Source organism: Xanthomonas sp. 4461 (genome assembly GCF_024806475.1).
GTDB lineage: Bacteria > Pseudomonadota > Gammaproteobacteria > Xanthomonadales > Xanthomonadaceae > Xanthomonas > Xanthomonas arboricola_F.
Window position 1 is genome coordinate 67,210 of sequence record NZ_JANTYV010000005.1, and the last position, 19,933, is coordinate 87,142.

A 19,933-nucleotide genomic window follows, 5' to 3' on the forward strand; every position below is an offset into this window, starting at 1 on the left:
TCATTTAGAGCACCGCGTTCGTGAAGTCGAAATCCAGTTCCTTGCCGACCGTCTGCACCAGGTTGCCCTGGATGAAGTCCACGCCGCTCATCCACATCGCGGCGGCCGCCTGCGGGTCTTCGATGCGCTGGCCGATGATCAGCAGGCCGCGCTGATGGGCGATGTCGATCACCCCGCGCAGTTCGTCGCGCACGGCGGCATTGCCGTGCGCATCGGCGAAACGGTTGGCCATGCGCACGAAACTCAGTGGCAACTGGCTCAGCAGTGCGTTGGCTTCGTCGCCGGGCTCGAACTGGCTCAGGCAGAACTGCACGCCGGCCGGCATCAGCTTGGCGCAGAACTGCTGCACGGTCACCGCGTGGATCAGGGCATCGTCCAGGCGCAGGTCCACGATCAGCGATTGCCCGGCCACGCCGCGTTCGACCAATGCCTTGAGCAGCCAGTCGGCGAACGCATCGCGCGCCAGCGTACGCGGCGATTGCGAGACGAACAGGCGCAGCGGCGGGCTGGCGTGCTGGTACAGATGCAGCAGGCCCAGTGCGTGATCCATAACCTGCTGGTCCAGGTCGGCGATGCGTCCGGCCGCTTCGGCGGCGGGAATCACCTGGCCGGCCGAGAGCAGGGTACCGTCGGCCTGGCGCAGCCGCAGCAGCACCTGGTATTGCGCGGTGTCGCCGCCGGCCACGGCCACGATCGGCTGGTAGGCCAGTTCGAGCTGGCCTTCGACCAGGCGCAGTTGTTCCTGTTGCTCGGCCTGGCTGGGCGCCAGATAGGTCTGCACGCCGTCGCTGCGCAGGCGTGCCTGCAGCGCAGTGCGCTCGACCGCTTCCAGCGCGCTGCCGGTGTCGTCGAAGCCCAGGCCCAGCGGCGCGGCGCCGATCGCGCAGCGCACATGCACCGATTCTTCCTCGCGCACCGGGAAGGCGTTGGCGGACAGCCGCTCGCGGATGTCCAGCGCGCGTTGTTCCAGACCCGCCTCGTCCATATCCACGGCCAGCAGCAGGAAGCTGTTGTCGTTCAGACGTGCCAGCGGATACGGCTGGGCGGCACTGGCCAGGCGATGCCCGGCCTGGGTCATCAGGCGTTCGTAGGCGGCGTAGCCGTAGCGTTCGCGCAGGCCGAGTGCGCTGGCGATCTCGATGAAGAACAGGCCGCCGGACTGCTTGCGCTCCAGCGCAGTGGCCAGCAGTTCCATCACGTGGCCGCGCGTGGGCAGGCCGGTTTCCGGGTTGCTGCGCGCGCTGACCTGCTCGCCGGCCAGTTGCAGCGCCTGTTGGCGCGCGCGGCGGATGCGATTGGACACTGCGGCGATCAGGTGGCGCGGGCGGATCGGTTTGGTGAGGAAATCGTCGGCGCCACTGTCGAGCACTTCGAATTGACGCTCCGGGTCCGGGTCGCCGGTGAGGAAGACGATCGGCAGCAGCTGCTGCCCCGGCTGCTGGCGGATCAAGGTGGTCAGGCGGATGCCGTCCAGCTCGGGCATGTGCAGATCCATCAGGATCAGATCCGGGTGATAGTCCTGGATTGCCTGCGGCACGCTGGCGGCGGTCATTTCGACCTGCGCGTGCATGCCGGCGCCATGCAGCACGCTTTGTGCGAACAAGGCCTGCGAGCGGTCGTCTTCGACGATCAGGACGCGATACGGCGCATCGGCCGCGACGTTGTCGCCGCCATCGGCTCTGACCGCGGGCACTGCGGAGGACGGCGACGGTGCTGCCGCAACACGCGTTGCGCCAGCATTGGCCGCGGCACGCGCCGGTGCGATGGGCGCGGCGTGGCTGGGAATGTTGGTCGCGGCGGGCGCGGGAATGATCGCCGCACTCACCGGCGCGCTGTCGTCGGGCGCGCCGGCAGACTCGTCGGCCCAGCGGCGCCAGTAATCGGCCGGCGGCGTCTCCGCGCGCAGCGGGCGATTACGCGTGGCGGTGTCGTCACGGGTGGTGAAAGGAACCGGATCTCGGGCGGCCATCGATACTCCCTGCAGTCGCGATGATTATGCGATGAACTTCACGATAGCGGTGAGCGGCGTGCAGCCGGCGTGCTTGCCGGGCGCATCGGCGCGACCAGCCGGCGCATGCCACGCCACAGCAAGCGCCAGACCCACCACACCACCAGCGCGACCAACACGCTGGACCCCACCGCCAGACCCAATGCCAACCATGGATGCGCCAGGGCCAGCGCCAACGCGGTGGTAGCGATGGTGTCTTCGGCCAGCGAGGCGACCCAGTTGCTGGCCGGTTCCGGCGAGGTGTTGAGCAAGGCGCGGGTGCCGGCCTTGAGGGTGTGGCTGGTCAGTGCCACGCCGGCGCCGGCGGCCAGCACGCCCGTGCTCAGATCACCGTCCGGCGACAGCGTGGCTGCGGCCAGAAATGCGCCGGCCGGCACCCGTGCCAGCGTCTGCAGCAGGTCCCAGCCCGAATCCACGCCGGGGATCTTGTCGGCGAAGAATTCGGCCACCGCCAGCGCACCGGACGTGCCCAGCACCCACCATGATTGCGCTGGATGCAGCGCCGGCGGCAGCTCGATCCAGCCGAGCAGGCCGGCCAGGCCGACGCCAAACACGGTGAGATAGACGCGGATGCCGGCCAGCCAGGCCAGCAGGATGCCGATCACGAACAGATGGGCTTCGCTCATGGCGTTGCTTCCTGCGAACAATACGGAACTATCGGATAACCGCCGGCCGAGCGCCAGCGTGACCGCCGCTGAGGCTCTGGCACACTACGTCGCCGCCCACAGCGCCGGCCCGTCCGGACCCGATGCCCATGAGACCAGCCGCACGCGTTCAGATCGTCCAACGGGAGCCGGGCGGTGGCCCTTCCAGCGGCCGCTGGCTGTGGATCGTGATCGTCCTGCTGTGGCTGGCCTCCCTGGGCGGGGTGTGGTGGATGGCCAGCCGCACTGCGGCGCCGCGCCTGGTCGAGGCCGAGACGGCGTTGCAGCAGGCCCAGCGCAGCCAGGCCCAGCAGCGCAAGCTGATCGAACAATTGCAGCAGCGCCAGGTCAATCTGGCGATGTCCGACAAGATCAGCCGCGCGGCCAATACCGAAGTGCAGGCCTCGCTGGCCGAGCGCGACGAACAGATCGCCGCCTTGCGCGCCGATGTGGCCTTTTATGAGCGGCTGGTGGGTTCCACTGCGCAGCGCAAGGGGCTGAACGCGCACTCGGTGCAGTTTACCGCCGAGGCCGGCGGTACCTGGAACTACAGCGTCGTGCTGACCCAGAACCTCAACCGCGGCGCGATCAGTCAGGGGCAGCTGCGCTTTGCGGTGGAGGGCGTGCGTTCCGGCAAGCTGGTGACGGTGAGCTGGAACGAGCTGCACCAGAAGCCCGAGGCCGCCGCTCAGCCGTATTCGTTCCGCTATTTCCAGCAGTTGGACGGCAGCGTGATCCTGCCGAAGGATTTCACCCCGCAACGTGTCAAAATCTCCCTGAGCGGCGATGGGGCGCCGGTCAATCAGACATTCGATTGGAAAGTCGCCGGCAATGGCGCGGGGGAGTAGCTCATGTTCGGAAACAAATCCAACCGTGGTGCGCAGACCGTGGTCGATACCTTGATCGGGCCGCAGGTGGTGATCCGCGGCGACCTGATGTTCAGTGGCGGGCTGTATGTGGAAGGCCGCATCCTGGGCAAGGTGATTGCCGAAGAAGGCGCCAGCGCCACCTTGACGGTGGCCGAGCAAGGCAGCATCGAGGGCGAAGTGCGTGCGCCGATCGTGATCATCAATGGTCAGCTGACCGGCGACGTGCATGCGGCCGAGCGGGTCGAACTGGCAGCCAATGCGCGGGTGCAGGGCAACGTGCACTACCAGGTGGTGGAAATGAGCGCCGGCGCGCAGCTCACCGGGCGGTTGATCCATGCCGCCACCGCAGGCGCGACCGCCGCTTTGCCGGCCCCGGAAGCCAGCCGCACCGAGCCGGCCAAGGCCCTGCAGGCCGAAACCGCAGAGGCCTGAGCGGGCGCGCGGCTGAAGCCGGAGCGTCTGGCCGGCACGGCCTGCTTGAAGTGGGGCCGCCTGGCCCCCATGCTGACGCCATGAGTACGCTCGTTTCGCTTCCCACTGCCGCCCCGGCCCCGGACTATCAGTCCATCGACCGGCCGCTGAACTTTTCTGGAGCCGCCGCCGCCAAGGTGCGCGAGCTGATCCAGGAAGAGGGCAACGCCGAGCTGGCGTTGCGCGTGTATATCCAGGGAGGCGGGTGTTCCGGCTTCCAGTACGGTTTCGAATTCGACGAGAACCGCTCCGAAGACGATCTGGCCGTGGCCACCGATGGCGTGACGCTGCTGGTCGACCCACTCAGCCTGCAATACCTGATGGGCGCCGAGGTGGACTACACCGAGAGCCTGACCGGCGCGCAGTTCGTGATCCGCAATCCCAACGCCAAGACCACCTGCGGGTGCGGTAGCAGCTTCAGCGTCTGAGGCTGTTCGGCCGGTTTCGGTCGCGTGCTTGCGATCGTTTGTCGGCGCGTTGGCGCGTCGACGGGTGTCTGCAGCACGGCTGGCCGAGGTGCGCTGATCCAGCGCAATTGCTCAGCACCGCTGCGAAGATCCAGCGCAATTGCTCAGCACCGCTGCGAAGATCGACGCAGCAGGGCACGCAAGCGCCTTTCGATAGATCGGCGCTGCGGGCGCACGGCGCCGGCATTGTCAACCGCTTGTCTTCACCGGCGACCTGCAACAAGTGCGAGCGCCCACTGCGCGCCTGGGCCGATCATCATGCGCTGCCGGTTGCGGGTGTCGCCAATTATCGGCAGGCTTGCGCCGATGTCAGCATCTACTCTTCCGTTGTCCGGTTTTGCCTTCACCCACGCGCCGCTCGATCGTGGCGATGCCTTGCGCGACGATCCCGCCGCGTTGGCGCAATTGTGGCCACAAGGCCAGGTGCTGTTGATCGACGCCAAGGGCACCGCCCTGGCCGATGCGCAGGGGCAGCCGTTGTTGCTGCAGGGCGCAGCGCTTGCCGATAGTCCGGAGGCGGCGATCTTCCTGGGCGTGCGCGATGGCCAGGGCTGGTTCTGCCTGTCGGCCGACCCGCTCGACATCAAGGCGCCGCAGCGGGTGGATCTGCGCCAGGCAGCGGCCGAATGGCCGGCGGAGATCGCCACGACGGCGTCGTATGCGCGGGCCATGCTGCACTGGCAGTCGCGCACGCGCTTTTGCGGCGTGTGCGGCGGGGCGATCGTGTTCCGCCGCGCCGGCTTCATCGCGCATTGCACGCAGTGCCAGACCGAGCACTACCCACGCGTGGACCCGGCGATCATCGTTGCGGTCAGCGACGGGCAACGGTTGCTGTTGGGCCGCCAGGCCAGCTGGGCGCCGCGGCGTTATTCGGTGATCGCCGGATTCGTGGAGCCGGGTGAGTCGCTGGAACAGACGGTGGCGCGCGAGGTGCATGAAGAAACCCGCGTGCGGATCCAGCACTGCAGCTATGTCGGTGCGCAGCCGTGGCCGTTCCCGGGGGCGCTGATGCTGGGCTTTATCGCGCATGCGGCCGCAACCGAAGTGCCGCAGGTGACCGGTGAACTGGAAGATGCGCGCTGGGTGAGCCATGCCGAGGTCGGCGCAGCGCTGGCTGGACAAGGTGGTGACGACGGGATCGGGCTGCCGCCTGCGATTTCGATTGCGCGCGCGCTGATCGAGCACTGGTATCGCACCCATGGCTGACGGCGCCGGCTGCAAGCGCATGCCGTGGGCAAGCGCTCTGGCGCCGCTGGCGGTTGCGTGCGGTGCCGGCAGGCGAAACGCGTTACAGGGCGGTTGTGCCCGCTCGGCTAGACTCGGCTGAGGAGGGACACCCATGTTCACCACCCTGGTTGCCGTCGTCGTCGCACTCACGCTGGGCCATCTGGTCCCGGCGCAGGTGGCCAGGCTGCGCCGTTTTGAATGGTTTGGCCATTGGCTGCGCCGGCTGGACAGTCATGCTGCCGGGCGTGGCGCCTGGCAGGGCCGCTACGGATTCCTGCTTGCGCTGTTGCCGGTGCTGCTGGTGGCGATCGTGCTGCAGTGGTTGCTGGACGATGTCTGGCACGGATTCCTGTCGCTGCTGTTCGGCGTAGCGGTGCTGGCCTGGACCTGGGGCCCGCGCGATCTGGACCGCGATGTCGAGGCGGTGATCGATGCCGACACGCCGGGTGCGCGACGCGACGCGATCTCGCAGTTGCAGGCCGCCGGCGGCAGCGTGCACGAGGATGCGCCATCGCTGGTCGAAGCGGTGGTGGTCAACGGCCTGCGGCGCTGGTTTGCGGTGCTGTGGTGGTTTCTGTTGCTGGGCCCGTTCGGCGCGGTGTTGTATCGCCTGACTGCGCTGGCGGTGGAAAGCCCGCTGGCCGTGCTGCTACCTCCACGCAACCTTGCCGGCGCGCGCTGGCTGCTGGCCGCATTGGAATGGCCGGTGGCGCAGTTGATGACGGTGTCGATGGCGCTGGTGGGCAATTTCGAGACGGTGTTTCGCGCCTGGCGGCAGGCGCACGGCAATCGCTGGACGTTGGAGCCGCATTTTCTCGGTGCGGTTGCGCGTGCCAGCGTCAGTGCCGAGCTACGCGAAGAAGCGCACGACTACACCGATTCGGGACTGGTGCCGGTCTGGCGCCGGCTGCCGGAAGTGCGCGATGCAATGAGCCTGGTCTGGCGCGTGCTGCTGCTGTGGATGGTGGTGCTGGCGTTGTTGGTGATTGCCGGGTGGGTGCGGTGATGTTGCGCGCCAAACTAAAATAGTGACAAGCGCTGCATTGTTTGCCGTCCTGGCACCAGGCTTCCATCATTTCAGCGCAAGTGTTTGAATCTAGGTCCGGCGGTTAATAGTACTGCTTGCGTGGCTTTACACGTTGAACCCGTGCCCGTTGAATTGTCCGCTACGGTTCAACGTCTGAAGTAAATCGGCTTGTGAGACGTGTCGGTTTCGGTAGCACGTTATGTGCCGCTGGCCTAAGCCCATAGATCGGGGTTGCTGCCCGATTCATAGCTAACAGTTGACTCGAATTTCCACTCTGATGGGTCGCTGCCGCTGGCTGCTGCCCAGGCGTTTGGAGCGACGTAAAGCAGCGACTCGCACCATTGATCAGCCGAGCCTTGCATTTCAATCGGATTTCTTTTTACGCGGGAATAGTATTCCTCGCCACGGGCGACCACATAGCATCTGGCATAGAGGAAGCCATCATCAGACTGCCCGGAGTCGCCGGCATTTTCTGCGTATTTCTCTCCGTCGATCGCGAAAAGATGCTGCGAAAGATGCTCATGGAAGGCTTCGATGCTTGCAGCCTCCATGGCCGTTAAAGCCGATGTAAGAGCGGCCAGTGCGCGATCCTCGTCTCCGTCCTCCAGTGCAGCACGATCAACAAGTTTCATTAGCTGCCAAAATTGGCCATTTTCCATAACCTGCTCATGTAAAGGCTAATGGTTGGTGCAACATCGCGCCGCGTCGTTGAGTGGCGTCGCCTTGACTGGTTCGTCAGCAGAAATTGTCGATCAAGCATTGCTTCGCAACGTCTTTCTTCGATTTAACCCGGTGCCAGCAAGGTAAACGGAAACCACGGCAGATTCCGTGCAATCCAGTACGTGGGAAGTGCCCACAACCAGAACTTGGGTTCGGACATCACGGTCACCACCGGGGCGAACCAGCGCGCACGCCAGCCGGCTTTCCAGGCGATCAGGCCGGGCAGGGTGAACAGGCCGAGCACGGCGGCCGGATTCATGGCGAAGGCGCCGGGAAGATCGAAATGCACCAGCGCGTACAACGCGCGGGTCATGCCGCAACCGGGGCAGTAGCAGCCGGTGACGGCGCGGAACACGCACGGCGGGAACGGGCTGTTGCTCGCGTTCGGGTCGAAGCGGTACAGCAGCGACACGCCAAAGGCGGCCACGCTGGTGGCCGCCCCCAGTCCAAGCCAATGGCGTGGACGCAGCTCCATTACTGCATGTGTTGCAGCTGCTGCATGTAATCCATGTAGCCCTGCATGCCGCCGGTGGCGACCATGCCGATGTTGATCAGCAGGCCGATCGCGGCCAGTACGCTGGTCACGATGCACCAGGTCTTGGCGGTGTTGGAGGCGCGACGCGCGCCATCGATGTCGCCCTGGTTGAGCAGGCCGTTGACCTTGCTGGAGAACACGATCGCCACGATGCCGGTGATCAGGGCCGGGCAGCACAGGCAGAAGCCGAGCACGGTGGAGACGATCGCCCAGATCAGGTGATTGGGCACCGGGCCGGGTGCGGCGCTGGACGAGGGATGGATCGGCGGTGGGATGGCACTCATGGTGAAGCTCCTTGGGTGGTAAACGACAACGAACGGATCGGGTGCGTGGGGATGGGAAGGGCGGCCGCAGCGCGAGCGATGGCAGCGTGCGTCGTGCCTGCAGGACCGCGCTGCAGCGCTGCCACCGCGCGCTGCCGACAGGCGCGACGGCTGCCGGTTGCGGCAGATGTCTCAGACACCAGATTGAGCACGACGACGTCCCCCGGTACGACTGGCCGCGTCCGCTTGGCGAACGCGGCGGCAAAGCGTGCAGTGGCGCACAGGCTACTCGCGGTGCGCGACGGACGCAAAGCCCGCGCCCATGCGGCTCATGGTCGGTCCTGGCGCAGTGCGCGGACCTGCTGTTCGAGCAATGCGGCAGTGGCCTGGTCGCCGGCAATGGCGGGGCCGGCCACCACTTCGATCTGCGCGCGCATCCGGCGCGGCACCCGCATGCGTCCCAGGCGTGTGTCGCGCCGGCTCCACATGCTCGACCACATGCCACGCAGCGCCATCGGAATCACCGGCACCTTGCGCCGCTGCAGGATCTTTTCGACACCGGATTTGAACGCGGCAATCTCGCCATCCTTGGTCAACGCACCTTCGGGGAAGATGCAGACCAGCTCGCCATCGGCCAGCGCGGCATCGATGCGGTCGAAGGCCTGCTGCATCAGTGCCGGGTCTTCGCGCGCGCCGGCGATCGGGATCGCCTTGGCGGTGCGGAAGATCCAGCGCATCACCGGGATGCGGAAGATCTTGTAGTACATGACAAAGCGCACCGGGCGCGGGATCACTGCCGACAGGATCAGCGCGTCCATGTAGCTGACGTGGTTGCACACCAGCAACGCGGCGCCGTCGTCGGGCACGTGGGTGTCGATATCGCGCGCGCGCAGGCGATACAGCACGCTCACCAGCACCCAGCTGAGAAAGCGCATCAAAAACTCGGGCACCAGGGTGAAGATCCACAGCGCCACCAACGTGTTGGCGATGGCCAGCGCCAGGAACACCTGCGGAATGCTCAGCCCCGGCATCGGAATGCGGTGCCCGAACAGCACCACCTGCGGCAGCTGCAGTGCGATGCCGATGATGGCGGCGGCCACGATGAACAGCGAGTTCTGGATGTTGAGCCCGGCGATGACGCGCGAGAGTTCGGCCTTGGGCGTGCGGCTCTGGATCAGCGCGAACAACGGCACCACGAACAGACCGGTGAACAGGCCGATGCCGACCAGATCGATGATCAGCCGCAGGCTGCCGGCCTGCTGCACGAACTGGCCGATCGACAGGCCGCTCGCCGGCGCGGCACCGGGGCGGGCGAAATACAGGTCCAGCAGGAAGGCGCTGATGCCGAACGCGCCCAGCGGCACCAGGCCGATTTCCACGGTGCGTCCGGACAGCCGTTCGCACAGCAGCGAGCCGACGCCGGTGCCGATCGAAAACAGCGCCAGCGCGAACACGTACAGGTCCTGCCGGCCGCCGAGGTTGAGCTGCGCGTAGGTGGGCAGCTGCGCGGTGAGCACGGTGCCGACGAACCAGAACCACGACACGCCCAGCACCGAGTTGCGCACCGCCGGCGTGCGCCGGGTCAGGCGCATGATGGCGCGCGATTCGGGGATGGGATTCCAGTTGATCTTTAGCTCGGGTGCGCCGGCATCGACCCTGGGCACCAGCCGCGCCACCAGGTTGCCGGTGATGGCAATGGCAATGACCGCGGTGGCGGCGGCCTCCGGGCCGTGGCTGCCGGCGATCTGGAAGATCAGCCCGCCGAAGATCATGCCGCACAGGATCGAGATCGAGGTACCCATCTCGACCAGGCCGTTGCCGCCGGTGAGTTCCTCGGACTTGAGCACCGAAGGCAGGATCGAATACTTCACCGGCCCGAACAGCGTGGACTGCAGGCCGGTGCAGAACAGCGCAATCAGCAGGATCGCCATGTTTTCGGTGACAAAGCCTACCGCGGCCAGCGACATGATGGCGATCTCCATCGTGGTGGTGATCACGATGAGCTTCTGCTTCTCCAGCTTCTCGGCGATCTGGCCGGCCAGCGCGGAGAACAGGAAGTACGGCAGGATGAACAATGCCGGCGCCAGATTGGTGTACAGCGTGCGCTGCGCCGCATCGATGCCGAGATAGAACAACAGGCCGATGATGGCCTGCCGATAGACGTTGTCGTTGAACGCGCCCAGTGCCTGGACAGCGAAGAACGGCAAGAAGCGGCGCTGCCTGAGCAGGGCGAACTGACTGTGACCGGACATGCAGTTTCCTTTGCGAACGCGCGCAGCCTAGCAGGCTTCCACGGCGTGCTGGTGGATGGCCCGTGCGCCTAGCGCGACCGGCCAGGCGATGGCGCACGCTGCGCTGCCTGGGCACGCAGCAGTGCCACGAACGCGCGTGCGGCCGGGGTGGGGTCGGGGCGCCATACCGCGTAGGTCAAGAAACCGAAGCGCTCCTTCAGCGCAACCGTCACCACCTCGCGCATGGCCGCGGCCATGGTCTGCGGCACGATGCCCACGCCCAGGTCGGCGGCCACCAGCTCGCGCATCAGATCGGCGTGGGTGACTTCGTATTGCCGGCGCTGTCGCAGCCCGGCCTGGTCGAAGGCCGCGTCGACGATGCCGCGCACCCCGGCACCGGCAATCAACCCGGCCATGGGCTCATCGTCCAGCTCGGCCAGCGCCACCCGCTTGCGCGCGGCAAAGCGATGGCCGGGGGCGACGATCAGGGCGAGCGGTTCTTCGTGCAGGAGCAGGCGCTGCTCCGGCAGCGCGACCTGCGGGCCGACGCCGACCAGGGCCACATCCAGGCGGCCTTCGCCCAGGTCGTGCAGCAAGGCCTCGCTCATGGCGGTGCGCAGGTGCACATCCACCCGCGCATGCGCACTGCGAAACGCGCGCAGCAGCGTCGGCACTTGCACCGTGCTCAGTGAGGAAATCTGCCCCAGCGTGAGCCGGCCGCGCACGGTACCCAGTGCCTGGGCCATTTCCTCGTGCAGGCGCTCGGCTGCGCGCAGGGTCTGGCGGGCGTTGTGCAGGAAGACGTCGCCGGCTGCGGTAGGCCGTACCCGGCGGGTGCCGCGTTCGAACAGGCGCGCACCGAGGGTTTCCTCGATCTTGGCAACCTGGTGGCTGAGCGCCGATTGCACGGTGTTGCAGCGACGGGCGGCGGCGGTGAAGCCGCCTTCGTCGGCCACGGCCACGGCGAATTCCAGTTGGCGCAGGGTCAGCATGCGATCTCGAAACACGATGGCGACAGTGAAAACAATACATTGGAAAGATGCCTTGCCGTTGGCCACACTGCGCCCCTTCCTTGACCAGGCACCTGCCATGACTGTCGACTCCGCCTCCCACCCGCCCTTGCCGCGCCGTCTGGTGCTGCTGATGGCGGCCGCCACCGGGCTGGCGGTAGCGAGCAATTACTATGCCCAGCCCCTGCTGGAAACGCTGGCGCAGGCCTTCACGATCCCGGTGCGCAGCGCCGGGGCGGTGGTGACCGCGGCGCAGCTGGCCTATGCGGCCGGTTTGCTGTTGCTGGTGCCGCTGGGCGACCGGCTGGAGCGGCGCAGCCTGATCGTGGGGCTGTTCGTGCTCAGCGCGCTGGGCCTGCTGATCAGCGCGAGCTCGCACAGCTTCGCGGTGTTGCTGGTGGGCACCATTGTCACTGGCGCCAGTTCGGTGGCGGCGCAGATCCTGGTGCCGTTCGCCGCGACCCTGGCCGCCCCGCACGAACGCGGGCGGGTGATCGGCACGGTGATGAGCGGTTTGCTGCTGGGCATCCTGCTGGCACGCACCGCCGCCGGGGTGCTGGCCGGTGTTGGCGGCTGGCATACGGTGTACTGGATCGCATCAGGTTTATTGCTGGTCACGGCCTGGCTGTTGTGGCGCGGGCTGCCGCGGCATCCGGGCAATGCGCAGCTGTCGTATCCGCAGCTGGTGGGCTCGGTGCTGACGCTGATGCGCGACGATGCGGTGCTGCGGTCGCGCGCGGTGCTGGGTGGGCTGATCTTTGCCGGCTTCAGCATGTTCTGGACCACGCTGGCGTTCCTGTTGTCCGGGCCTGCGTATGGCTATGGCACGGCGGTGATCGGGCTGTTCGGCCTGATCGGTGCGGCCGGCGCGCTGGCGGCCAATCGCTCCGGTCACTGGTCCGATCACGGGCATGGCGATCGGGTCAGCTGGGGCGGGTTGGCGATGCTGCTGCTGTCGTGGGGATTGCTGGCATTTGCGCCGCAGTCGATCGCGCTGCTGATCGTCGGCGTGCTGCTGCTGGATATCGCGGTGCAAGGCGTACATATCGCCAACCAGAGCGTGATCTATCAGCGCAATCCCAACGCGCGCAATCGCATTACCTCGGCCTACATCACCTGCTACTTCATCGGTGGTGCGGTGGGCTCGACACTGGGCACTGCGGCGTATGCGCAGGCCGGCTGGAACGGCGTGGTGATGGGTGGGGCGGTGCTGGCGGTGGCCGCATTGGGCTGGGTGGGGTGGAGCGTGTCGCGTCATACCTGGAAGTAAGCGCTGCGGAGACAGAATGACGCGGTTGCAGGCTGCATTGTGCATTGCCGCCTTCGCCCGGAAGCTCGTTTCAGTGGTTCTGGCGAGCCGGCGCGGCCGCGCTGCGCGGCGTTGCCGATGACCGGCAGGGGCGCGCTGCCTGCAAGGGCCTGCTAGCGCGTGCCCACCGCCAGGCGCGCCGCACTCTCGGCCGGCGCGTCGGTCACCGCAAGCGCAGCGGCGCGTAGCTTGGGCAGCAGGCGCAGGGTGAGTGCGAGCTGGTCGCGCACCAGACGCTGCTTGGGCGGCAGCTGCACGGCATGCTGCTCCAGCGCCTCGGCCATGGCCAGCTCTTCGCTTTCTTCATGCGCCGGCAGTGGCTGACGTTGGCTCAGTGCGGCGGCGAGGTCGCCCAGCGCGCGCTGCAGATAGTCGCCGGCCTGCGCAATGCGGGAATCGTGTTCGCCATCGAGCGCGGCGCGATGCGCGCCGAGCGCGGACAGATAGCCGAGCAAGGTGTTGGACAGCGCCAGGAAGCGGAAGCCCGCATCCAGGTTGCGCCGATAGCGGCCCGGTTCGCGCAGCATGTTGGATAGCGCCACCGATAAGGCGGCGTCGGCGTTATGCATGTCGCGGCGCGCGATGCGGTAGGGCAGGTCGTCGCGCATGCCGCTGGCGTATTGCTCCAGCACCTGGGTCAGGTAGCGCGCGCAGCTGGCCAGCACCGTGGCCATCACCTGGTTGAGGCGGCGACCCTGCCAGTCCGGCAGGATCAGGAACGAGGCGGCTGCGGCGATCGCGCAACCGATCAGCGTGTCGATCAGGCGCGGCCAGATCAGCACGAAGCCATCGCCGAGCAGGTTGAAGCAGAACAGCGCCATCACGGTGATGCCGGCGGTGGCCAGCATGTAGCGATCGGTGCGGGTGATGAAGAAGATCAGCGCAGCGGCCAGCGCCAGCAGCAGTTGCACTTCGGTGCCGGGGAACAGCTGCATCAGCGCCCAGGTGGCGACCAGGCCGATCAAGGTGCCGGCGATGCGCTGTACCAGCCGCAGGCGGGTGGCGCCGTAATTGGGCCGGCACACGAAGGCGGTAGTGAGCAGGATCCAGTAGCCGTTGTCGGCATGGATGGACTGCATGATGGCGTAGCCGGCCACCAGTGCGATGGCCATGCGCAGGCCATGGCGGAACAGCACCGAGCCGGGCGTGAGTTGCTGGCCAAGCCGGGCGGCCATTTCGCGCAAGGTGTGCGGCGAGGAGTCGCGCAGGCGGGTGTCGAGGTTGTCGCTGGTGGAGTCGGATTGCGCGGCTTCCGACAGCTTGCGTTCGATGCTCTGCAGGTTGGTCACCAGCAATTCCAGCGCGCCGAGCAGGCGGGCCAGGGCGGGGTCGGCACGCGCGTGCAGATAGTCCAGCGACTGGCGCAGGTCTTCGGTGGCCAGGCGGCTGTTGTCGCCATAGTCGAACGGCTGGCGCAGCCGGATCGCCTCGCCCAATGCGGCGCAGGCCTTGCCCTGCAAAGCGAGCAGGCGCTGGCAGCGATACAGCACATCGCTGTGGAAGAACGCATCGGTCAGCGCTTCGTAGGGGTAGTGCGAAGAACTGGCGCGCTCGTGGAATTCCTGCGCCATGTAGTACAGCCGGAAATACAGGCCCGATTGCACGCCCGGCCGCCCCGAGCGGCCGAAGCGGCTGATGATCGCGGTCTTGGCGGCATTGAGTGCGCCGACCACCTTGGCGTTCTGTTCGGCCAGCGCCAGCCGGCGCGCATGCAGGTCGCTTTGCCGTACCGGTTCGAACAGGTCGGCCTTGAGCTTGAGATAGCGGCCCAGTTCGAAGAACAGCCGCGACAGCCGCTCGCGCACCGGGCGATTGGCGAACAGGATGGTCCACAGGATCGACAGCACGCCGTACCAGGTGGCGCCGATCAGCAGCAACGCCGCGCCGTGCCAGGCCACCAGCGGATCGTGGCTGCCGTGCTGGTCCATGCCGATCATGGCGTAGATCGACAAGGCCACGGTGGCCTGCGCGATCGAGGCGTAGCGCTCGCCCAGCGCGCCGAGCAGGGTCAGCGAGAAGGTTGCCACCGCCATGCCGGTCACGAACGCCAGCGGATACGGAAACAGCACCACCACCGACGCGGCAGCGGCGGCGAAACACAGCAAGGACAGCAGCACCGACTTGATGCGGCCCAGCCAGTTGTCGTCGGTCTCGGCGATGGCGCTGGCGATCGCGCCCAGGAACAGCGCCGGCACCGCGGTGAGCTGCTGCCAATGCCAGCACACGCCCATCGCCACCGCCAGCGCGATGAACACGCGCAGGCCATAGCTGGCCTTTTCATGGGCCCACAGGCGGCTGAGGCGGGTTTCGAAGGAAGTGGTGGCCACGGTCTCTGATGGGCAAGCGTGCCCGGACATTATTGCCGCAGGCACGCGCCGCCGGTGTGGACAGGGGCTAGTCCTTTGTCAGTAGCCGGCAGGTATGCGCACTGGAGCGGTGTGCGCGATTGCGCCACAGCCCCGCTGCACGGCCGCTTACCGCGCTTGGTGACCTTGCAACCTGTTGAACACCGCCTTCTCGACGACCACCAGCGAGCTGTTGCTCTGTTCGGCCGACAACCAGCAGATGTCCGTGCTTGCCCCCATCCGCCCTTCGGGCACCTTCCCCCGCAAGCGGGGGAAGGACGCTGCTTAGCCCTGCGCCTGCCGTTCGCGCGCAATCGCACGCCAGCCGATGTCGCTGCGCTGAAAGGCGTTGGGCCAATGGATCGGTTGCAGGCCGGCATAGGCGGCGCGCTGTGCGTCCTGCACGCTGTCGCCGAGCGCGGCCACGCACAGCACGCGGCCCCCGGCGCTGAGCACCTGGCCGTCGGCATTCAATGCGGTCCCGGCGTGGAAGACCTTGGCGCTGGCGGGCACCGCGTCCAGGCCATGGATGACCTCGCCGGTGACCGGCGTCTCCGGATACGGTTTGGCCGCGATCACCACACCCAGCGACGGGCGCGGGTCCCAGTGCGCTTGCGCGCGGTCCAGCGTGCCGTCGATGGCCGCTTCGACCAGATCCACCAGATCCGACTGCAGGCGCAGCATCACCGGCTGGGTTTCCGGGTCGCCGAAGCGCACGTTGAACTCGATCACCTTCGGTGCGCCGTGCGCGTCGATCATCAGTCCGGCATACAGAAATCCGGTGAACGGCACGCCGTCGGCGATCATGCCCTGCACGGTCGGCTCGACCACTTCGCGCATGACGCGTGCATGCACTTCCGGCGTCACCACCGGGGCCGGCGAGTACGCGCCCATGCCACCGGTATTGGGGCCGGTGTCGCCATCGCCGACGCGCTTGTGGTCCTGGCTGGTGGCCATCGGCAAGGCGTGTTTGCCGTCCACCATCGAGATGAAGCTGGCTTCTTCGCCATCGAGAAACTCCTCGATCACCACGCGTGCGCCAGCATCGCCAAACGCATTACCCGAGAGCATGTCGCGCACCGCGTCTTCGGCCTCATGCAGCGTCATCGCCACGATCACGCCCTTGCCGGCGGCCAGGCCATCGGCCTTGACCACGATCGGCGCGCCTTTCTCGCGCACATACGCGAGCGCGGCGTCCACCTCGGTGTGCACCGCGTAATACGCGGTCGGGATGCCATGACGCGCGAGAAAATCCTTGGCGAAGGCCTTGCTGCCTTCCAGCTGCGCGGCCTTGGCGGTGGGCCCGAAGATGCGCAGGCCCAGCGCGTGGAAACGGTCGACCACGCCCAGCACCAGCGGCACTTCCGGGCCGACCACGGTCAGCGCAACGGCTTCGCGCTGCGCCAGCGCAAGCAGGCCGTCCAGATCGTCGACCTTGATCGCGACATTGCGGCACTTGGCCTCGCTGGCGGTGCCGGCATTGCCCGGCGCCACCAGTACCTCGCTCACGCGCGCTGACTGCGCGATCTTCCAGGCCAGGGCGTGTTCGCGGCCGCCGGAGCCGATGACAAGGATTTTCAAGAGAGCTGCTCGCTAGGACGGGGGAAAGGACGCGCTACTTGCAGCCTTCGCGCTGCAGAGCGTTGGGGAAGGGGTAGGTCCAGGTCTTGGGGTCGAGTGCGAACACATGCGTGGTGTCCAGCGTCTGCCCGCAATCGCTGCCGTGCTCGTGGACGCGCAGCGGCCAAGTGCGCGCCTGGGCGTTGCTGCTGTCCACGTCCAGGGTGAAGTCCATATCGAACGCTTCGGCCAAGCATTGCGCCTGGGTTTGATCCGGCTCGCGCGCCTCGTCGTCGCAGGCCAGCGCGCCGCTGTTGTCGATATGTGCGCGCAGCGAGCCGGCGCCCACCAGCCCCTTGGGGCCGGGCACCACCAGATCCTGCGATTCCAGGATCAGGCCCTGGCCCATCCAGAAGCTGTGCACGATGAAACCGTAAAAATCGCTGCCCAGCCGCAGCACGTCGACGCTACCGGGATTGCCATCGCTGCCGAAGGTGTCGGACAGTTTTTCGGCTACCACCTTGAAGTTGCCGCCATCGCTGCGCAGCACGAAAAAGTCGATCAGCCCGGGATTGCCGTGGCCGCCGTCGCTGAGGCTGTGGCACACCGCCAGCAGCTGCTGTACCTGCTCGCCGACCACCACCGGTTGCTCGGCGCAGACCTGGCTGTCGGCCTGGAAGCCGTCGGCCTGCCCGCTCCACTTCGCCGCCAGGCCGGCCTTGGCGCCATAGCGCGTGCGCAGGAAACCCTCCAGGCGCTCGGTGCGGCTCAGTTGCGTGGTGACGGCCGCCGCAGCAGCGGGTGCCGCGGCGGCAGACGCTGCAGCAGGCGCGGGATCCTGCTTGCATCCGCCAAGCAGGCCGGCAGCCGCCACCATCGCGGCGAGAGGGCGCAATCGGTCCATGGACCTGTCCTTGTCGTTTGGCTCAGTGGCGGAAATGCCGCACGCCGGTGAACACCATGGCGATACCGTGTTCGTCGGCGGCGGCGATCACTTCGCCGTCGCGCATCGAGCCGCCCGGCTGGATCACCGCCTTGATGCCGGCAGCGGCGGCGGCGTCGATGCCGTCGCGGAACGGGAAGAACGCATCCGATGCCATCACCGAGCCGGCCACCGTGAGCCTGGCTTCTTCGGCCTTGAGCGCGGCGATCTTGGCGCTGACCACGCGGCTCATCTGCCCGGCGCCCACGCCAATGGTGCGGCTGTCCTTGGCGTAGACAATCGCGTTGGATTTGACGTACTTGGCTACGCGCCAGGCGAACAGCAGATCGCCCAGTTCCGCGTCGCTGGGCGCGCGCTGGGTGACCACGCTCAATTCGCCCAGCGACATGCCGCGGTTGTCGGCCGACTGCATCAGCAGGCCAGAGCCAATGCGCTTGGTGTCGTAGTTGTTCAAGCCATTGCCGTGCGGAATCTTGAGCACGCGTACATTGGCCTTCTTGGTGGCGTACTCCAGCGCGCCGGCTTCGTAGTCGGGGGCGATCAATACCTCGACGAACTGGCGATCCAGAATGGCTTTTGCGGTGGCCGCATCCAGCGTCTTGTTGAAGGCCAGGATGCCGCCGAACGCGCTGGTGGGGTCGGTGGCATAGGCCAGCTCGTAGGCATCGCCGCAGGCCGCGCCCACCGCCACGCCGCAGGGGTTGGCGTGCTTGACGATCACGCAGGCCGGTGCATCGAACTGACGCACGCATTCCCATGCCGCATCGGCATCGGCCAGGTTGTTGTAGCTCAGTTCCTTGCCCTGCAGCTGCTGAAAGGTGGCCAGGGTGCCCGGCACCGGGTACAGGTCGCGGTAGAACGCGCCGGCCTGGTGCGGATTCTCGCCGTAGCGCAGGTCCATGACCTTGATGAAGTTGGAATTGATCTGCGCCGGAAACGGGCTGCGCGTGGGCACGGTTTCCGTGCTGTCGGCCACTGCCGACAGATAGTTGCTGATCGCCGCATCGTATTGCGCCACGCGGTTGAACGCAGCCACCGACAGCGCAAAGCGCTTGGCGGCCGACAGCTGGCCGTCGTTGGCTTCCAGCTCTGCGAGCAGGTCGGCGTATTGCGACGGGTCGGTGGCCACCGCCACGCGCGCGAAGTTCTTGGCTGCGCTGCGCAGCATTGCCGGCCCACCGATGTCGATGTTTTCCACCGCATCGGCCAGCGTGCAATCGGCCTTGACGGTGACCGACTCGAACGGATACAGGTTGAGCACCAGCAGATCGATCGGCGCGATGCCGTGTTCGGCCATCACCGCCTCATCGACACCGGCGCGGCCGAGCAGGCCGCCGTGCACCAGCGGGTGCAGGGTCTTGACGCGGCCGTCCATCATTTCCGGGAAACCGGTCAGGTCGGCGACGTCGTTGACCGGCACGCCGGCGTCGCGGATCGCCTTGGCGGTGCCGCCGGTGGACAGCAGCTCGACCTTGCGCGCCACCAGCGCGCGGGCCAGGTCGATCAGGCCGGTCTTGTCGGAAACGGAGAGCAGGGCCCGGCGCACGGGCAGGAAATCGGAGGCCATGAGTGAGGGGACAGTCGTTGCGGGGCAGCCGATATTGTAGGCTGCGCCAGCGCTCGAATGGACTCAACCACTGGTATGGCCTCGATTTATGCTCTGAAGGGACGCTTCCAGGACCTGCTGCGGCCCATGGTTGGCGCGCTCTACCGCGGCGGCATCACCGCCAACCAGGTGACGCTCATCGCCGCAGCGGTGTCGTTGATGGTGGCTGCGGTGGTCTACCGCGCCGGCGCCAACTGGCCGCTGCTGTATCTGTTGCTGCCGGTGTGGATGCTGCTGCGCATGGCGCTCAATGCGGTCGATGGCATGTTGGCGCGCGAGTTCGGCCAGCAATCGCGCCTGGGTGCCTACCTCAACGAGCTGTGCGACGTGGTGGCCGATGCGGCGCTATACCTGAGCCTGCTCGGTGTGCCCGGCGTGGGCGCGCACTGGCTGTGGCTGTTTGCGCTGCTGGCGGCGCTGACCGAATACGCCGGCGTGCTCGGGCTGATGGTCGGTGCCGGTCGGCGCTACGACGGGCCGATGGGCAAGAGCGACCGCGCCTTCGTGATCGGCGTGGTGGGCGTTGGCCTGGCCTGCGGGCTGCTGGGTGCGCGCGGGCTGACCTGGGGCGCCATTGCCCTGAGCCTTGCCTGCGGCGCCACGGTGTGGCGGCGGGTACGCGCCGGGCTGGCCAAGGCGGCGGCGCGCTGATCGACATCGCGCAACGGCATGCGCTGCCGCGTCGCATGGACGCTGGG

Annotated in this window: 18 protein-coding genes; 7 read left to right on the forward strand and 11 right to left on the reverse strand. The window is 67.0% G+C overall.

Annotation, left to right across the window (positions count from 1 at the left end; translation table 11 throughout):
* Positions 1-4: 4 nt before the first annotated feature.
* Both FHY19_RS17200 and FHY19_RS17205 read right to left on the reverse strand, forming a co-directional pair.
* Entirely contained in the window at positions 5-1,969 is a 1,965-nt protein-coding gene (locus FHY19_RS17200; RefSeq protein ID WP_259167419.1) for an EAL domain-containing response regulator, read from the reverse strand.
* A 38-nt stretch (positions 1,970-2,007) separates the two neighbouring features.
* The gene (locus FHY19_RS17205) at positions 2,008-2,634 is read right to left on the reverse strand and encodes a DUF4126 domain-containing protein (protein ID WP_259167420.1); all 627 of its coding nucleotides are present in this window, start codon (positions 2,632-2,634) and stop codon (positions 2,008-2,010) included.
* 128 nt (positions 2,635-2,762) lie between these two features.
* Between FHY19_RS17205 and FHY19_RS17210 the strand changes: the two genes are divergently transcribed.
* The 5 genes from FHY19_RS17210 (at position 2,763) to FHY19_RS17230 (ending at position 6,692) form a co-directional block, all read left to right on the forward strand.
* Entirely contained in the window at positions 2,763-3,500 is a 738-nt protein-coding gene (locus FHY19_RS17210; protein WP_259155787.1) for a DUF6776 family protein, read from the forward strand.
* Between the two features lie 3 nt (positions 3,501-3,503).
* Positions 3,504-3,953 carry a polymer-forming cytoskeletal protein gene (locus FHY19_RS17215; RefSeq protein WP_104611740.1) on the forward strand — a complete coding sequence of 150 codons (450 nt, stop codon included), beginning with the start codon at positions 3,504-3,506 and terminating at the stop codon, positions 3,951-3,953.
* An 80-nt stretch (positions 3,954-4,033) separates the two neighbouring features.
* Positions 4,034-4,420, forward strand: a complete 387-nt coding sequence (erpA, locus tag FHY19_RS17220) for an iron-sulfur cluster insertion protein ErpA (protein WP_259167421.1) — start codon at positions 4,034-4,036, stop codon at positions 4,418-4,420.
* Positions 4,421-4,765: 345 nt separating this feature from the next.
* On the forward strand, positions 4,766-5,665 hold the full coding sequence (gene nudC / locus FHY19_RS17225) for an NAD(+) diphosphatase (protein ID WP_259167423.1): 900 nt from the start codon (positions 4,766-4,768) through the stop codon (positions 5,663-5,665).
* 133 nt (positions 5,666-5,798) lie between these two features.
* Positions 5,799-6,692 (forward strand): cobalamin biosynthesis protein, encoded by an 894-nt coding sequence (locus tag FHY19_RS17230; protein ID WP_259167424.1) that lies wholly within the window; start codon positions 5,799-5,801, stop codon positions 6,690-6,692.
* Positions 6,693-6,925: 233 nt separating this feature from the next.
* Here the strand turns inward: FHY19_RS17230 and FHY19_RS17235 are convergent, their stop codons facing one another.
* From FHY19_RS17235 to FHY19_RS17255, 5 genes are all read right to left on the reverse strand, one after another.
* Positions 6,926-7,372, reverse strand: coding sequence for a DUF4240 domain-containing protein (locus FHY19_RS17235; protein WP_259167425.1), 447 nt, complete (start codon positions 7,370-7,372; stop codon positions 6,926-6,928).
* A 125-nt stretch (positions 7,373-7,497) separates the two neighbouring features.
* Positions 7,498-7,908 carry a DUF2752 domain-containing protein gene (locus FHY19_RS17240; protein ID WP_228999456.1) on the reverse strand — a complete coding sequence of 137 codons (411 nt, stop codon included), beginning with the start codon at positions 7,906-7,908 and terminating at the stop codon, positions 7,498-7,500.
* A complete protein-coding gene (locus FHY19_RS17245) occupies positions 7,908-8,252 on the reverse strand; it encodes a CD225/dispanin family protein (protein WP_259167426.1) in 345 nt (114 codons plus the stop codon). The genes FHY19_RS17240 and FHY19_RS17245 overlap by 1 nt, the downstream gene beginning before the upstream one ends.
* A 308-nt stretch (positions 8,253-8,560) precedes the next feature.
* The gene (locus tag FHY19_RS17250; protein ID WP_259167427.1) at positions 8,561-10,483 is read right to left on the reverse strand and encodes an MFS transporter; all 1,923 of its coding nucleotides are present in this window, start codon (positions 10,481-10,483) and stop codon (positions 8,561-8,563) included.
* A 68-nt stretch (positions 10,484-10,551) separates the two neighbouring features.
* Positions 10,552-11,454, reverse strand: a complete 903-nt coding sequence (locus FHY19_RS17255; RefSeq protein ID WP_259155775.1) for a LysR family transcriptional regulator — start codon at positions 11,452-11,454, stop codon at positions 10,552-10,554.
* A 97-nt stretch (positions 11,455-11,551) separates the two neighbouring features.
* Here FHY19_RS17255 and FHY19_RS17260 point away from each other — a divergent pair, with 97 nt between their 5' ends.
* A complete protein-coding gene (locus FHY19_RS17260; RefSeq protein WP_259167429.1) occupies positions 11,552-12,742 on the forward strand; it encodes an MFS transporter in 1,191 nt (396 codons plus the stop codon).
* Positions 12,743-12,894: 152 nt separating this feature from the next.
* Here the strand turns inward: FHY19_RS17260 and yccS are convergent, their stop codons facing one another.
* The 4 genes from yccS to purH form a co-directional block, all read right to left on the reverse strand.
* Entirely contained in the window at positions 12,895-15,108 is a 2,214-nt protein-coding gene (gene yccS, locus FHY19_RS17265) for a YccS family putative transporter (RefSeq protein WP_259167430.1), read from the reverse strand.
* Between the two features lie 303 nt (positions 15,109-15,411).
* Positions 15,412-16,707 (reverse strand): phosphoribosylamine--glycine ligase, encoded by a 1,296-nt coding sequence (purD, locus tag FHY19_RS17270; RefSeq protein ID WP_259167432.1) that lies wholly within the window; start codon positions 16,705-16,707, stop codon positions 15,412-15,414.
* A gap of 34 nt (positions 16,708-16,741) precedes the next feature.
* A complete protein-coding gene (locus tag FHY19_RS17275) occupies positions 16,742-17,590 on the reverse strand; it encodes a hypothetical protein (RefSeq protein ID WP_259167434.1) in 849 nt (282 codons plus the stop codon).
* 22 nt (positions 17,591-17,612) lie between these two features.
* Positions 17,613-19,196 carry a bifunctional phosphoribosylaminoimidazolecarboxamide formyltransferase/IMP cyclohydrolase gene (gene purH, locus FHY19_RS17280; protein WP_259167435.1) on the reverse strand — a complete coding sequence of 528 codons (1,584 nt, stop codon included), beginning with the start codon at positions 19,194-19,196 and terminating at the stop codon, positions 17,613-17,615.
* 75 nt (positions 19,197-19,271) lie between these two features.
* Between purH and FHY19_RS17285 the strand changes: the two genes are divergently transcribed.
* Positions 19,272-19,886 carry a CDP-alcohol phosphatidyltransferase family protein gene (locus tag FHY19_RS17285; RefSeq protein ID WP_259167436.1) on the forward strand — a complete coding sequence of 205 codons (615 nt, stop codon included), beginning with the start codon at positions 19,272-19,274 and terminating at the stop codon, positions 19,884-19,886.
* Positions 19,887-19,933: the final 47 nt, after the last annotated feature.

Bases quoted from the DNA above. Each gene is read 5' to 3' on its own strand.
- FHY19_RS17200 (WP_259167419.1), bottom strand. From the start codon at position 1,969: ATGGCCGCCCGAGATCCGGTTCCTTTCACCACCCGTGACGACACCGCC.
- FHY19_RS17205 (WP_259167420.1), bottom strand. From the start codon at position 2,634: ATGAGCGAAGCCCATCTGTTCGTGATCGGCATCCTGCTGGCCTGGCTG.
- FHY19_RS17210 (WP_259155787.1), top strand. From the start codon at position 2,763: ATGAGACCAGCCGCACGCGTTCAGATCGTCCAACGGGAGCCGGGCGGT.
- FHY19_RS17215 (WP_104611740.1), top strand. From the start codon at position 3,504: ATGTTCGGAAACAAATCCAACCGTGGTGCGCAGACCGTGGTCGATACC.
- erpA (WP_259167421.1), top strand. From the start codon at position 4,034: ATGAGTACGCTCGTTTCGCTTCCCACTGCCGCCCCGGCCCCGGACTAT.
- nudC (WP_259167423.1), top strand. From the start codon at position 4,766: ATGTCAGCATCTACTCTTCCGTTGTCCGGTTTTGCCTTCACCCACGCG.
- FHY19_RS17230 (WP_259167424.1), top strand. From the start codon at position 5,799: ATGTTCACCACCCTGGTTGCCGTCGTCGTCGCACTCACGCTGGGCCAT.
- FHY19_RS17235 (WP_259167425.1), bottom strand. From the start codon at position 7,372: ATGGAAAATGGCCAATTTTGGCAGCTAATGAAACTTGTTGATCGTGCT.
- FHY19_RS17240 (WP_228999456.1), bottom strand. From the start codon at position 7,908: ATGGAGCTGCGTCCACGCCATTGGCTTGGACTGGGGGCGGCCACCAGC.
- FHY19_RS17245 (WP_259167426.1), bottom strand. From the start codon at position 8,252: ATGAGTGCCATCCCACCGCCGATCCATCCCTCGTCCAGCGCCGCACCC.
- FHY19_RS17250 (WP_259167427.1), bottom strand. From the start codon at position 10,483: ATGTCCGGTCACAGTCAGTTCGCCCTGCTCAGGCAGCGCCGCTTCTTG.
- FHY19_RS17255 (WP_259155775.1), bottom strand. From the start codon at position 11,454: ATGCTGACCCTGCGCCAACTGGAATTCGCCGTGGCCGTGGCCGACGAA.
- FHY19_RS17260 (WP_259167429.1), top strand. From the start codon at position 11,552: ATGACTGTCGACTCCGCCTCCCACCCGCCCTTGCCGCGCCGTCTGGTG.
- FHY19_RS17275 (WP_259167434.1), bottom strand. From the start codon at position 17,590: ATGGACCGATTGCGCCCTCTCGCCGCGATGGTGGCGGCTGCCGGCCTG.
- purH (WP_259167435.1), bottom strand. From the start codon at position 19,196: ATGGCCTCCGATTTCCTGCCCGTGCGCCGGGCCCTGCTCTCCGTTTCC.
- FHY19_RS17285 (WP_259167436.1), top strand. From the start codon at position 19,272: ATGGCCTCGATTTATGCTCTGAAGGGACGCTTCCAGGACCTGCTGCGG.